We start from the raw sequence: 14,203 nt of genomic DNA on the forward strand, positions 1-14,203 counted from the left end.
CGAAATGGCTACGCGAGAGAGCTCCACTCCGTTTGCCCTAACTGCGTCATACGAAATGACTACGCGGGAGAGATACACTCCATTAAGCAAAACAAAGGCCCCTATGGACCCCTTAAGCGGCTCGGGAACGCACTTACATTAAGTTATCGGGGGTGACAGTGGAGCAAATATCGGGGGGACCCTTTGGGGGGTCCTGATATTTGTTCCAGCTGGCAGGACCCCATACATAGTTTTAGTGCGTTCCCGGTAACCTAATTGGGTCCATAGGGGTGTAACTCCGCCCGTTGACAAAACTTAAAGAATATTATATAAATATTTCTTGGAGAATATTATGGAAAATAATATATTACCCGATCCTAACGCAATATTTCCTGTTCCAAATATAAAAACAGTTGTTTATATAAAACCGACAATCAAAAACAAAAATATAATTGTAGGTGATTTTACCTATTTTAGTGATATTGATTTTGAAAGTCATGTAACCCATTTTTATGAATTTTATAATGACAAATTAATTATCGGAAAATTTTGCCAAATAGCTGCAGGTGTTGAATTTATTATGAACGGGGCAAACCATCAAATGGACTGTGTTTCAACTTTCCCGTTTTACATTTTTGAAAAATGGAATGAAAATGCCCCTTCACTGGAAAAACTACCATTTAAAGGGGATACAATAATTGGAAATGATGTATGGATAGGACAAAACTCAATAATATTACCCGGCGTTAAAATTGGAGATGGAGTAATGATTGGAGCCCAAAGTGTTGTGGGAAGCAATATAGAACCATATTCAATAATAGCCGGAAATCCGGCAAAGCTTATTCGGAAAAGGTTTGATGATGAATTAATAGAAATAATGGTAAAATTAAAATGGTGGGATTTATCGGTAAAGGAAATAAATAAATTGATACCAATATTACACAATAGCAATTTAGAATATGTAAAAGAAGAATTGAAGAAGATTGTAAAATAAAAAATAATTGGTAAAAGGCATCCCAAGCTTCACAAGGTCTGTATGCGTTTCTTCTCGGTCTCCCTTAGGTCATTCCGCTACACTCCATTAAGCAAAACAAAGGCCCCTATGGACCCCTAAACGGCTCGGGAACGCACTCACACTAACGTTATCGGGGGTGACAGTGGAACAAATATCGGGGGGACCCTTTGGGGGGTCCTGATATTTGCTCCAGCTGGCAGGACCCCATACATAGTTTTAGTGCGTTCCCGGTAACCTAATCGGGTCCATAGGGGCGTAACTCCGTTGTTTGAAATTAGGCTTGCTATTATCAGAAAAATAAGATACAATGAATATTGAAATGAAAATGTATAAAAACGACGGTGGAATAAAAACGCTCTTTTCACTGGCATTTGTTACACTCCTTATAATAGTATTTATTATAAGTATTATTGATGGAGTAAAACATAATGATGTTGTGAATATAAAATATTATATAATTGTATTAGTACCATTAATTTATGTAATGATATATATATTTATAAATTATTACGGGAAAATATATCTTTCAGAAAAAAATATCTATCTTGAAAAAATAATATTTAAAAGAAAAATATGGTATTATGAAATTTTAGAAATTAATGAGCCAAATATAATAACATTAAAAAGTATTATAACATTGTATCCAAAGGATGAATATTTTTGGAAAGAATTTAATGAATATTATTTAAACTATTATAGCAAAAATAAAGAATATTTTAATGAAACAAAAGAATTATATACAAATTTATTGGAAATAAAATACGAACTAAATGAGGAAATAAAACAAAATACAAAAATAGCACCACGCCGATCATTATTGGCGCCTTTATTTATATGGTTATTTTTCTTAAATCATTATTTCAAGGAAAGGGAAATATATAATGAATATTCAGAAACAAAAAATATGGTAAATGAACATATAAAAAAGTATAAAAACAAGCCCAACTTCGTATAAGGTCTGCAACCGATTCGCCGTCAGTAGGCGTATCGGTTACCGTTCACTATAACTTCACCATACGAAATGCCCACGCAGGAGATCCACACTCCATTAAGCGAAACAGAGGCCCCTATGGACCCCTAAACGGCTCGGGAACGCACTCACACTAACGTTATCGGGGGTGACAGTGGAAGAAATATCGGGGGGACCCTTTGGGGGGTCCTGATATTTCTTCCGGCTGGCAGGACCCCATACGTAATTTTAGTGCGTTCCCGGTAACCTAATTGGGTCCATAGGGGGGTTACCCGTCGATACTTACCAGTTCATATTTCTGGCTGCCCAGCCCAAGGGCTTCCGCGTGGTCGAGGGTATGCATACCGTTTCTGGATTCAATGCGTTGACGCAGGGATGCACTTCGTTTGGTATCCGAGGCATACACCTGGTCAACACAGGCTTTGTCCAACGCAACGGGATCAAGGGAAGCTAGGATGCCAATATCGTCCATTTCGGGTGGGGCCGGATTACTGCTGCAATCACAGTCAACTGACAGGTGATTCATCACGCTGATATACATGATATTATCTCCTAGGCTGTACATAACGGCGCCGGCTGCTTCGGCCATGGATTCAAGAAATGCGTCCTGTTTATTGTTGCCCCAGGCATTGGTTTTACTTGTTCCTCCGCTGTGGATCCAGGCTTTGCCCATGGTAGAAGCGATGCCTATGGAAATATTTTTAATGGCGCCGCCGAACCCGCCCATGGGATGGCCCTTAAAGTGGGAAAGCACGAGGACAGAATCGTAATTGGTAAAATGGGAACCGACAAAATCTTCGGTGATATTTTTCCCCCGTGCAAAGGGCAGACTGGCGGAACCGTCTTCATCCAAAATGTCCACCGGGGCTATGGCGGTAAAGCCGTGCTCCTGGACTACCACCCTGTGTAAGGCCGTACTTGCGCGCCGTCCGCCATAGGCGGTATTGCTTTCAACGATGGTACCATTCACCGAATGAACCAGATCTTTAATAAGATCCGGCGCAAGGAAATGATGCCCCCCGGGTTCACCGGTACTGATTTTTACCGCCACCTTGCCGCTTACCCTGCGTCCCAGGGCTTCATACATTGCCGCTAGTCCGGCCGGGCTTATATCGGTGGTCATGTAAACCTTGGGTATACCGCCTGCTCCGGCACTTACCACCGGCTGGGATTTAGTGGATTCAGTATGGACTGCCAGTTGGGCGCCCCGGCTTGAACAGGCGGTCAAACCGCAAAAACAAAGCGCAGCAAGGATGAGATATTTTTTGAGTGAGCTCTTTATATCCATATTAATACTCCTTAATATATTTTATCAGATAAATCGTCTTTCTGCCACTGTAACAGTTTTACACACCCGTGGGTTTTTTGGGGAACCACCCCCGGGCAACCCTTTTGTGTTGTTCGAATAATTCTTTGATACTCCAGAAACTGCAAAAAGCAATAATTCCTATTATTGAGCTGAGAATACTATTTTTTATGAGCAATGATATAACAGAAAATACTATTCCAAATAATAGGAAAGCCGGCCACGCCTTTACCCCAAAATGGTATTCGGCATGAATAATAATCGGGTGGAATAATCCAATTAGTATAAATGCGGCGGCGCCAATTATTAATCCATGGAACGACATTTCATCTCCTTGTGTTCTCACCGTTTTTAATAGTACTTGAGGCTCTCCCGGTAATGATCCGTATCTAGTTCAGGGAAACCCTTATCCGCAAGAAAAGCACGGATATGAAAACAAAGGTTACAGGCCGAGGGGTAACCGGATCCCGCAGCGATAAAACCCTGTTGTTTTGCAAGGGCAAATAATGCGGCAATCCCTTGGTGATAGAGGGTGCTGAATACCGGATACTTTTCTTCATCAAGACCTTCCACTACTTCGGTTAGGGGTAACCGGATACCGGTACATTGGGGGGGTATAAAAAACTCTTGAAGATCCACATGAAAGTGGCCCGTATTGGTCAGGTTGCGGCAGGGTTTTTCGTCCAATAGTTCTTCCGCAGGGTGGAGAGGCGTGTATTCCTCCTCTATATTGACCGCTCGGCCGCCTAGGCTGATACCGTAGAGCTGCGCCGTTTCGGCTATATAGTTTTTTGAAAGACTCTGCTCAATTTCCTGTCGCGTATGGGATGTTTTTGAATCCATTCTGGTAAGGCTGGAGAGGAACGATTCCTTCCAGAGGAAATAGTCCATGCCATTTTCTCTGCAAAGCTCAGCCAGTTTTAGGGGGAGACTGTACGGCACATACTCGGCATGAAAGGGATCGATAGAAATACAGAGGGTATGGATATCTTTTTTCCTCATGGACTTGAGCATCGCTTCCGCATTTTTATCCTGCGCCCAAAAGGCGTTGGTCTCGATGTAATCTATTTGTATACCCGCATGATGAAGTTCATGGCTGACCGCAAGCAGACCATCAAAGTTGAGGAAGGGTTCACCGCCGCCTATGTGTACCGAGTTGGCACATCCTTTTACAAGCAGGGCGGCAACTTTCCGGGCAGTATCCGCATCCATGTATCCTGCCTGTCTAGTTGGTGAGCAACTGTAAAGGCAATGCCGGCACGCCGCATTGCACCGGTAATTGACCATGACTCCGCCATGGAACAGTCTGATTGGGGTCAGCATAGTGGAAAAAGTATATCACAAAGTTCCCTCCCCGCTGAATACCATGAGACCGCTGCATAGGCGTCAATATCTGAGGCCGCACTTGACAAAAAAACGTCTAATTTATATTATTCAGATTAGTTAGGTTTCAATGACCTTTGGTGGTTGGAGCACATTCCCCGGTTGTGTAATGGTAGCACGGTAGACTCTGGATCTGCTCGTGGGGGTTCGAATCCTCCCTGGGGAAAAATGTGGTAATTCTTTGTAATATAAGGAATTATTGCATCTTTTCGAACCACCAGAAAACTGGCGTTCAATTAATTTCTTTCTAACTGTGAGCAAAGGGTATGAGCAAGATTTTTGCCCCTTGGCTCCGAAGGAGTTGTTGATGCGTCAGTATTATCTGCACACCCGGGAACGTATCTTTTACGTTCAATTTACCGACCCCGCTACCAAAAACGGCTAACAGCCATCTCTACCGGCAAGGACAACCGTGATGATGCCCTTATTGTCATTGCCGGATGGCTCAAAGAGGGCGTTCCTCAACGGCAAGCGGAACACGAGAGCCAATCCCGCCGTCCCTTGGATGCCTTGATTAGTTCCAACCAGCTATTCTTGGGACTGAAGCGTCTGGACCTCACCGCTCAGGATGTCCTCAAGATTGAAAAAATCCTGAAAGAAAAAGGCTTAGTTGAAGCCATCGTCAAAAAGGGCTTCAAAGAAGCAGAAACTTTAGAAGACTACCTTAAACGCTTTTGGGATTACGACCGTTCTCCCTATATCGCCGATAAGCGCTCCCATGGAATTAACCTTGGGAAAGCCTATGCCCGCACTAGTTCTGAACGGGTAGTCCTCTATTGGGTGCCTAATTTTAAAGGGAAAAGGATCGGCGAAGTAACCAGGCAAAACCTCAAGGATTTTTCCATTGCGATTGCCAAGAAGCATGACAAATTATCCCCGATAACACTGCGGCAAATTATGTTAGTCGGGGTTACCGCCCTGCGTTGGGCCTTTGCAAATGAGCTTATTCCTAACGATCCGACCATCGGTTTGACAGGCTATTCAACCAAGGCTAAAAAGCGTGGCGTCCTCTCGCCGAAAGAGGCGGAGGATCTGTTCAAACTGGACTGGAAAGACAAGCGTTCCATGCTGATAAATCTTGTCGCCATGACCACCGGTTTGCGGATAGGGGAGATTTTGGCCCTGCGGATGGAAGACATCGGGGAGGAATACCTTACCATCGAAAGTTCCTTTTCTGCGATTGACGGTTTAAAATCCACCAAAACTGATGAGCCTCGTAGTGTTCCCATAATCCCCGCAATCCGGGATGCAATGCTGAACTTTGCCCGGTTTAATCCACATGGCAATGGCTATGTCTTTTTCGGTGAGAAAAAAGAACGCCCGTGCGGTTCGTATTCTCCGGCATTTGAACTAAAACGGATGCTCTTTAAGCTTCGTGCCGGAGAAAATCCCACCACAGAAAAGAAAAAGGAAGTTACGGAGTATTGGGCCAAACGAAATGTGGTCTTCCATTCTTGGCGGCATTTTTACGCTTCCCGTATGACGGATAAACTCGAAGCCCGGAAGGTCATGCTTGCCACAGGGCATAAGACCGAATCCGTCTTTAAGGGTTATTCAGGACACGCCCTTGAAAGTGACCTTTCCGATGTGGCGGTTATTACGGGTGAAGTATTCGGCGGGCTTTTACCGGATCTCTCTATGGAGCAGGGCAAGACCCAGGAAGCAACAGGCGGTAATGTATGAAAACCATAGCAATAAACTCAATCAAAGGCGGGACTGGGAAATCCACCCTGTCTGTCCTTTTTGTCAAAGCATTAATCGGCGCTGGGTATAAGTGTCTGGTAATTGACGCAGATGCAAGCAATAATTCGCTTTCCTTCTATCTGGACGATTCTGTCGGATTGGACATAACTCAGGGACGGACTATCTTTGACCTTTTTTTGGGGGCGAAGGTACAGGATTGCATTATCAGGATTCAGGATAATCTTAATCTGATTCGTGGCGATGTTCGGCTCAATGAGTTTAGGAGCACAGACAGTCTCAAACGGCTCAAGCGGGCATTGCAGGGGCTAGGCTATGATTTTTGTATCATCGACACCTCGCCTACCTACGATAACATCATCGGAAATGTCCTCACGGCAAGCGATGTGCTTCTGGTTCCTGTTCAGCAGGATATTTTCAGTTATCAAGCCTTGAAATACCAGTTTGAAAAATTGGCCGATTTGGAACTGGATGACCTCGACATCCATGTTATTTTCAATCAGTTTGAGAAGCCCCTCAACGACAATCAAGAGACCTATCGGAATCAGATAACCAATATGTTTCTGAAAAACGAAGTTTTCAGGCCGTTCATTAATTCAAATCATATTTCGCGGAGCAGCGTCTACCGTAAGTACATCAATAAGCGGAATTACCGGCTTTCATCCAAGGCCGAAACACAGAATGGCTATGAGGAAGTAAAGAACCTTATCCAAAGTATCTTAGGCATTTCCATAAAGGAGGCAATCTAATGGCTAAGGCGGGAATGTTGAAGGAAGTCCTATCACGGAACGGCACCCAGGACAGCCACTCGGTGAACGTTATGGTTAAGGATATTCCCATTGGGGACATTGTGATCCGGGAAAATGTCCGTAAAGATTACACTGGAATTGAGGAACTTGCCGAAAGTATACGGCGGCATAGCCTATTGCAGCCGATAACGGTCTATGCTGACGGGGACCTGTATATTGTGAAAACTGGACATAGGCGGTTTAAGGCTTACCTGTGGCTATATCAAGCCGAGCCAGAACGGTTCCACAGTATTCGGTGTATTATCTCTAATGCGGAAAATCGCGCCGTCATCCAACTGGTCGAGAATGTCCAGCGGGTCGATCTGAGCCAAAAGGAACTTTATAATGCGATGGTTTCTTTAAGGGACCAAGCGTTTACCCATAAACAAATAGCCGATCTCATAGGGAAAAGCGAGAAGTTTGTTAATAACTTGTTTGTTGGTATAAACGAAATTAAGAACGACAAAGCTCTCTTGGACTACTTGGATACTCCCGGCGCCGGGAGTATCCAGGATATAATTGAAACCAAGGGTATACCGGATAAATCCGAACGGGCCAAACTATTGAAAAAAAGGGGCAAGGGAGAAATCACCCAAAAAGAATTACGCAAAAAGGCCAAGGCTTTGAAAGAAAGCTGCCCAGCAAAAAAAGAGACGCTCGTAGACGCCATTCCAGAAATTTTATCTTCTCCGTCTCGTACGGCGGCTACAGTTGCTAAAGAACGTCTCCATCAATATATCTTGGATAAGGTAGAGGATAAATGGGATGATCTCGCTCTCTGGGAATTTTATACATGGCTCTTGGAACAGTCCAAACAGCATGAAGTTGACCATAGTGGGTTTGTTAGCAAAGGATATAAGTATGACAAGAAACAAGCCGAAAAAATAGGGTGACATAACGGTTGTTATGGCCTCCGGGTCCCTCAGCTATATGCTGGCGCCGGCCGGGTTCTGCCCAAGCGAGATTTATACCTTGATACCTATCAAAACAAAAAATAAGCAGGGGGGAATACTTTCCCGGCTGTTTATCGCTATTATGAGACACTATTATAAAATATTTAATATTTTTTGCAAAAATCGCTTGATTTTTTCCTTTTTTTTATATAGTCTAAATATGGAGGTTTTTGTGACTATTTAGTGCTACTAGCGGTGATTTTTGATTTTTAAATTCTGGTTGTGTGCCAACGGTTTTAGGGCATAACGAAATTAGTTTTTTGAAAATCATTTAGCCAACGCTCAAAACTGCTACATTATACAAAGCTACTTCCGTAACCGTCGGTCGTACTCAAACAAAGATTTACAGGAATATTCCTGAGCATCCTATCGTTGATAGGTGCAAAGAACCGGCAAAGTAAAAGGTAAGCCCGGATCTAAAAAATAATGTTTGGGGCGGTCGTTTGATGCTATTAAATTTTTCTAAAATATTTTTTCCATCTCAACACTTCTTGCTTCAAACATTTGAATATTTCATGTTTGGGGAAAATTATGATAAATATAACTGTCCCAAAATTTATCACCATGTGTGAATTATGTGCCGCACTTTCAGTGAGTCGTTCCACGGCGATCCGTGGAATGAAAGCCGGGATCGCTCCCTTCTCGCAATGTTTTCGCCTCGGGCGAAAAATTTTGTGCCCGGTGAGCGCCCTGCAAGCATTGGAAAATGCCGCTAGTGTAGAAATTTCCAAAGCTGATGTGGCGTATAAAAATACTTCACCGTCCACGCTAAGGGAGGAGTCAAATGATATTTGACGATCCAAAGGCCGATGCCTTATTTTACGCAATTAAACCTTTTTTGAAAAAATTTTTGGTGGCTGCCCCCGATTATGGTCGTTCCGGTTTTGAAATCGTAATGCGCGGGGGTGAACCCACTCTGATCAACATGAGCCAGGGGATAACCTTGCAGCCTGACCTAAAATCAGGGAAATGATTTTATTCGAACCGTATTCGGAAGGTGAGAATATTCTCACCTTCCGAAATTCTTCAACAGCCGATGCTGATATCTTTTTAGGAGAAAATAAATATGAACGATATTAATAAAAATAAAATACAAGGCGCCGTTTTTGGTGCGCTTATAGTAGGTAGTATAACTGCCATTGAAAAGCTCATTCGGATAGTGATTGCCATAAGGAAGCATAAAGCACTGAGGGCACAAAATCGTACTTCGTTTACTCCGGAGCACATCGTTGAAAAGACTAAGAAAGACAGTTTTCCTGCTGAATTAAATAAAGTACTGTACGATTCTATAGATATACTGAAGCAAAGAAATCTCGCGAATCAACCGTACGCGCTTTTTGATATGTTTTTTCGTAAGCTTTCAATGATGAGTCTCGCGGCAGATAGCGGAGTAGGTAAAACTTTTTTGGCATTGCAAGTTGCTTTATATTTTAGAAATGTACTTTATCTTGCATTCGATGATCGTACCGGTGCTCAAATGGTTCGCTTCAATGCATGTGAGGCGTTTCCCAAGATGACGATATTAAACGGACCACAATTACGATCGATATTAAAGGGTGTGCATAAGTTTGCAGAAAATGAGAGCAACTCGAAAGGAGAAGCAGAATATGCACATTCTGATGCTGCAAAAATTGAAACAAACCGGAAAAAATCAATGAAGGAAGTTGGATTAAAAATCGGGGAACATATCAACAATCTTTGGTTGTATAATCTTATCATTCATGCGCCTGAGTTTGCTGATTGCGATCTTATTATAATTGATAAAATTGGTGACCTTGTAGGCGGAATACCACAGATGACGGAAGAAAACCTCGAAAAGGTTTTTTATCCTGCAATTGAAACTAACAAGTCGTTGCTTTTGATCACTGAGACTAACAAAAAAGGTGAACTCGCTGGGAACAATGCCTTCTCTTATTGGTTGGACGAATCGGTCTTTCTTTCAGATTTAGGCAATAATACCTATTGTTTGGAGCATCTAAAAAATAGATATTCGATAGATGGGAAACATATTGCTTTATTGAATAAGGTATCCACAGGTGAAAATAGTGCATATTTTGAGCTTTCTAATGATAGTTCTTCTGTTCATGTGAAAAGTGATGACTCGAACATACCGGATCGAATCTTAGAAATCATCGGTGAAAAGCGAAACATTGATTTTAAAGTCCTATGGAATACGCTTGCCCCTGGGGGAGTAAAGAGTGAGGAATCGGTCAAAAATGCCCTCCGGAAATTAAAAAAAGATGGGAAAGTACGCATGGCAAACGGAAAGACTTGGGATATCATAGAATGTGTTATGCCGGTTGATTCAGAGACAAAAAAGATATAGTACACTATTAGTTCTATTACCTTTGCCCGGGCAACAATTATGATGTGCCCGGGTTTTTTATGTTATTTATGCAGGAAACGGTTGGGGCTCTATTCTTCACCTGAAGCAGCTCTCTTTTGACATTTATGATTCGTCAATGTATCTACCACCACCACCACCAGACACCCCCTTTATTTTGCATCGGAATGTGATTTTATGGGGCACCCTTGATGGTGGTGGATTGGTGAGGGAATTACCCCAGATTTACCAAAATTGCCCTAAAAATAGCCGACACTAGCTCCCAAAATCCTTGCTAAGGTGAATGACCGGGCCAACTTCCTGGCTATCTCCATCCGGTAGGCAACTGGTGATGTTGAGGATGTTAACTACAAAAAAATATCTAATAAACTCGACTACAAAATACGTATACTAAACGCTTCCGGGCATACGTGAAATGATTTATTTTATTGATACTATTCCAGCCTGAATCAATAATTCCCATCAATCCATCCTTCAAATATATATTGTCATATTGTATATAGGCCGCCTGTATTTGGCGGCCTTATTTTAATTTGCAAGGAGAGCATTAGCAATGAACAGCATCAATTCGATTATCATCGAAGGCAACCTGGTTAGGGACCCGGATCTTCGTAGCACCACCAAAGGAACCTCGGTTTGCAAGTTCGATTTCGCGTCAAATCGTTTCTTCAAACAGGGTGCTGAAATGGAGAAAGAAGTCAGTTACTTCACGGTGGAAACCTGGGGGAAGCTCGCGGAACAGGCCAACAACTTGGGGCATAAAGGACGGGGCGTCCGGGTTGTCGGGCGGCTTAAACAGGACCGGTGGAATGACGGTCAGGGTAAGACACAATCTAAAATCGTTATCGTTGCGGAGCATCTTGAGTTCAGACCGGAGTTCAAGCGTAACGAAGACAGCGCGGAGGAGACGAGCGATGAGGATGAAAAACTTGTCGCCGGATTCTAGTTCTATCACGTTCACTGTTTCGTGTAATCCGTATGAAGGGGCTGTCTAATAATCAGGCAGCCCAATTTTATTAAGTGGAGGTTTTATCATGGCATCAGGTTTAATGGAAAACGATTGGATGTTTTCAGGACAGGGAGAGGTTCCCTGGCATGGGATCGGCGCGGTACTGGATGGGGTGCTTACTTCTAAGGAAGCCATCAAGGCAGCTAAATTGGAGTGGACAGTTGACCAGACACCGGTATTTGCTGCGGGTAACTGGGCGGCTCCCATTCCGAGTTATGTCGCCAATGTGCGGAGCGATACCAAAGAAGTATTGGGCATTGTTTCAGAGCGGTATTGCATAGCGCAGAACAAGGATGTGTTTGCCTTTGCCGACGAGCTTATCGGTAATGGTAAGGTAAAATGCACCTACGAAACGGCCGGATCGCTTTTTAACGGACGGCGGGTATTTATGCTGGTGAATATGCCGAAAGGCCGCATCATGGGCGATGAATATCAGCCCTACCTTTGTCTGTCCAATTCCCATGACGGGTCTGCTTGTTTACAGGTCTTTTTGACCGGAATAAGGGTTGTGTGTAACAATACCCTTTCGGCGGCTCTCCATACGGCCAACCGCAAAATCTCAATCCGCCATCTGTCCATCATGGAACAGCGGAAAGAAGAAGCGTTACGGACGATGGGAGCGGCGTCAAAGTATTTCCACGATCTTGAAGAATTTGCGTCCATGCTCGCCGGAAAGAAGGTCAATCTTACCAAGGTGCTGGACAAGTTGTTCCCGGTTTCAAGGGAAATGTCCAAAAGGCAGCTTAACTCCAACAATGAAGTGAAGGAGCTCATCAAAAGCCTTTTCAAGCAGAAGGATGACCTGCAAAACTTCAAGGGGACGGCGTGGGGCGCTTACAACGCCATCGCCGATTACCGTTCTAATGCGGAACCCAAACGGAGAACCGCGACTTATGCGGACAGCAAGATGGCTATGTTCCTTGACGGAGACGCCATTATGAATCAGGCGCAGGAAATCATCCTGGAGCTTGCGGCATAATTCTCAAATCTATTCTCACCATCTCAAAAGCCGTCCGTATGGGCGGCTTATTTTAATGCAAGTAACGGAAGTAATGGCATGAGAGAACCAAATGATACATCACACGGTTATAAGGACCGAGATGATTACCTCAATAATCTTGCGGATGACTACGGCGTAGATTCAATGGCTATTCATGCGATTGCGGACATGCTCGGGCCGTCAGAAGATTTTGATGGCCTACTCAGCGAACTTGAAGATTTTGACTATATCGGGTTACTGGACGATTTCAGAAAGAAGGGTGACGCAGATAAAAACGGATGTGATGGAAAAGGCTCAGCAAAGCTATAAGCCAGTTGCTAATATTATAGGAGGTTTTAATATGCCGAACTGGTGTGAAAACCGCTTAAAAGCGGAAGGTGATAGAAAAGATGTGGATACGTTTCTGTCTGACTGTTTTTCAGAGAACGAGTATAAACGAAAAACCTTGGACTTTGAAAAGATAGTTCCTTTAGGGGAACCGGGTGAAGACTGGTATGAAAAACAGTATGACCATTGGGGTACAAACGGGAATATCTCAGAGTGCGATATTGAAGATGATGACGGTTCTATCTCAGTCTGGTTTGAAACTGCCTGGTCTCCCCCGATCCCGATACTGAAAGCCCTTACCAAAAAGTACACCGCTTTATCCTTTACGCTTGAATACAGCGAAGGCGGCATTGGTTTCAGGGGTGTTTTTGAAGGCCGGCAGGGTGAAGTGATCCGTGATGATAGCTGGGATATGACCCGGGAAGACATGGTGGAACTCGGTTACCTGGATGCAGATGAGAATGAAGAAACCGCATAGGAGGCAATAGATGATTATCACAAATAAATTGAAACTTCCGGAGGGGCTGGTAAAAGCAGTTTCCACGGAACGGCACAATCAGCCGGGGTGTATTTCGGCTACGACACTTTTACAGGGGGTAAAACAAATTATCCTTACCGATCGCCATTGGGAGCATTTAGAGGATGATGTTTCAGATCGGGTATGGGCTATCTGGGGTACGGCGGTTCACTCCCTTCTAGAACAGGAAGGGGAGCATGACTTTACCGAACAGGAAATAAGCTACCCCGTAGGCGATATTACCGTAACAGGCCGAATCGACAACTACGACATGCAGAACGGTATTATTTACGATTATAAAACCGCATCGATCTGGAAAATTAAGGTTGGTGATTTTGACGATTGGTACAAGCAGGGAATGATATATTCCTGGCTCCTTGCCAGAAACGGATTTATGGTTAAGCAATGCCGGTTTATCGCCTTACTGAAAGACCACAGCAAAACCGATGCATCCCGTGATTATCAATATCCCAAAAACCCGGTATACGTCTATGAGTTTGGCGTTAGCTTCCTGAATATTCTCAAGATTGAAAACCTTATTAAAAACAAGATCCGGGAATATGTACGGGGTCAGGAACTTGGGGATAACGACATTCCTCCCTGTACTCCTGATGAACGGTGGGATAAGCCGACCAAATATGCCGTCAAGAAGGAGGGAAGGAAAACGGCGGTGCGTGTTTTGGATGACAAAGAAACGGCAGAGGCTATGGCAGCCGAACTGGGAAAAGGCCACTCTGTTGAAATACGTCCCGGTGAATCGGTGAAATGTCAGTCCTACTGTCTATGCTGTGAGTTCTGCAATTACTATCAGGATTGCGTTAATGTCCCGGATATCAAGGCGGCAGCGTAACAGGGGGAAGGAGAATTACTTGAAGGGAAAACATTCTATGTTCCCCGGTCGGCGCTTGATT

Annotated in this window: 16 protein-coding genes and 1 tRNA gene; 14 read left to right on the plus strand and 3 right to left on the minus strand. The window is 43.8% G+C overall.

The genetic code is table 11. From position 1 onward, the window contains the following. Positions 1-331: 331 nt before the first annotated feature. Both TPRIMZ1_RS0106945 and TPRIMZ1_RS0106950 read left to right on the plus strand, forming a co-directional pair. Complete coding sequence (locus TPRIMZ1_RS0106945; RefSeq protein WP_010256864.1) at positions 332-973, plus strand: CatB-related O-acetyltransferase; 642 nt, start codon at positions 332-334, stop codon at positions 971-973. A 328-nt stretch (positions 974-1,301) separates the two neighbouring features. Further along, positions 1,302-1,949: a hypothetical protein gene (locus tag TPRIMZ1_RS0106950; RefSeq protein ID WP_010256867.1), complete on the plus strand. Its 648-nt coding sequence runs from the start codon at positions 1,302-1,304 to the stop codon at positions 1,947-1,949. Between the two features lie 283 nt (positions 1,950-2,232). On the opposite strand, the gene TPRIMZ1_RS0106955 is transcribed toward TPRIMZ1_RS0106950, so the two are convergent. The 3 genes from TPRIMZ1_RS0106955 to TPRIMZ1_RS0106965 are packed head-to-tail and all read right to left on the minus strand — an operon-like array spanning position 2,233 to position 4,593. Beyond that, a complete protein-coding gene (locus TPRIMZ1_RS0106955) occupies positions 2,233-3,252 on the minus strand; it encodes a DUF362 domain-containing protein (RefSeq protein WP_010256871.1) in 1,020 nt (339 codons plus the stop codon). 58 nt (positions 3,253-3,310) lie between these two features. Further along, on the minus strand, positions 3,311-3,595 hold the full coding sequence (locus TPRIMZ1_RS0106960) for a DUF4491 family protein (protein ID WP_010256873.1): 285 nt from the start codon (positions 3,593-3,595) through the stop codon (positions 3,311-3,313). Positions 3,596-3,621: 26 nt separating this feature from the next. Next, positions 3,622-4,593 (minus strand): radical SAM protein, encoded by a 972-nt coding sequence (locus tag TPRIMZ1_RS0106965; RefSeq protein WP_026043580.1) that lies wholly within the window; start codon positions 4,591-4,593, stop codon positions 3,622-3,624. 155 nt (positions 4,594-4,748) lie between these two features. On the opposite strand from TPRIMZ1_RS0106965, the gene TPRIMZ1_RS0106970 reads away from it, so the two are divergent. From TPRIMZ1_RS0106970 to TPRIMZ1_RS0107030, 12 genes are all read left to right on the plus strand, one after another. Beyond that, positions 4,749-4,819: transfer RNA gene (locus TPRIMZ1_RS0106970), tRNA-Gln, on the plus strand. A gap of 113 nt (positions 4,820-4,932) precedes the next feature. Then, the gene (locus tag TPRIMZ1_RS0106975; protein WP_026043581.1) at positions 4,933-6,336 is read left to right on the plus strand and encodes a tyrosine-type recombinase/integrase; all 1,404 of its coding nucleotides are present in this window, start codon (positions 4,933-4,935) and stop codon (positions 6,334-6,336) included. Further along, on the plus strand, positions 6,333-7,103 hold the full coding sequence (locus tag TPRIMZ1_RS0106980; RefSeq protein WP_010256883.1) for a ParA family protein: 771 nt from the start codon (positions 6,333-6,335) through the stop codon (positions 7,101-7,103). Before TPRIMZ1_RS0106975 ends, TPRIMZ1_RS0106980 begins: the two co-directional genes overlap by 4 nt. Continuing rightward, positions 7,103-8,035 (plus strand): ParB/RepB/Spo0J family partition protein, encoded by a 933-nt coding sequence (locus TPRIMZ1_RS0106985; RefSeq protein WP_010256886.1) that lies wholly within the window; start codon positions 7,103-7,105, stop codon positions 8,033-8,035. The genes TPRIMZ1_RS0106980 and TPRIMZ1_RS0106985 overlap by 1 nt, the downstream gene beginning before the upstream one ends. A 591-nt stretch (positions 8,036-8,626) precedes the next feature. Then, positions 8,627-8,890 (plus strand): helix-turn-helix transcriptional regulator, encoded by a 264-nt coding sequence (locus tag TPRIMZ1_RS0106995; protein ID WP_026043582.1) that lies wholly within the window; start codon positions 8,627-8,629, stop codon positions 8,888-8,890. Then, entirely contained in the window at positions 8,880-9,068 is a 189-nt protein-coding gene (locus tag TPRIMZ1_RS0107000) for a hypothetical protein (RefSeq protein WP_010256890.1), read from the plus strand. Before TPRIMZ1_RS0106995 ends, TPRIMZ1_RS0107000 begins: the two co-directional genes overlap by 11 nt. Before the next feature lie 93 nt (positions 9,069-9,161). Beyond that, a complete protein-coding gene (locus TPRIMZ1_RS0107005) occupies positions 9,162-10,421 on the plus strand; it encodes a hypothetical protein (protein ID WP_010256891.1) in 1,260 nt (419 codons plus the stop codon). 571 nt (positions 10,422-10,992) lie between these two features. Next, the gene (locus tag TPRIMZ1_RS0107010) at positions 10,993-11,385 is read left to right on the plus strand and encodes a single-stranded DNA-binding protein (RefSeq protein ID WP_010256893.1); all 393 of its coding nucleotides are present in this window, start codon (positions 10,993-10,995) and stop codon (positions 11,383-11,385) included. An 88-nt stretch (positions 11,386-11,473) separates the two neighbouring features. After that, on the plus strand, positions 11,474-12,427 hold the full coding sequence (locus TPRIMZ1_RS0107015; protein ID WP_010256894.1) for a DUF932 domain-containing protein: 954 nt from the start codon (positions 11,474-11,476) through the stop codon (positions 12,425-12,427). A gap of 78 nt (positions 12,428-12,505) precedes the next feature. Further along, positions 12,506-12,757: a hypothetical protein gene (locus TPRIMZ1_RS0107020; protein ID WP_010256896.1), complete on the plus strand. Its 252-nt coding sequence runs from the start codon at positions 12,506-12,508 to the stop codon at positions 12,755-12,757. Positions 12,758-12,788: 31 nt separating this feature from the next. Continuing rightward, a complete protein-coding gene (locus tag TPRIMZ1_RS0107025; RefSeq protein WP_010256899.1) occupies positions 12,789-13,253 on the plus strand; it encodes a hypothetical protein in 465 nt (154 codons plus the stop codon). Between the two features lie 10 nt (positions 13,254-13,263). Next, positions 13,264-14,142: a PD-(D/E)XK nuclease family protein gene (locus TPRIMZ1_RS0107030; RefSeq protein WP_010256903.1), complete on the plus strand. Its 879-nt coding sequence runs from the start codon at positions 13,264-13,266 to the stop codon at positions 14,140-14,142. The last annotated feature ends 61 nt before the right edge of the window (positions 14,143-14,203 follow it).

Origin of the sequence: Treponema primitia ZAS-1 (assembly GCF_000297095.1) — a bacterium.
GTDB classification, from domain to species: Bacteria; Spirochaetota; Spirochaetia; order Treponematales; family Breznakiellaceae; genus Termitinema; species Termitinema primitia_A.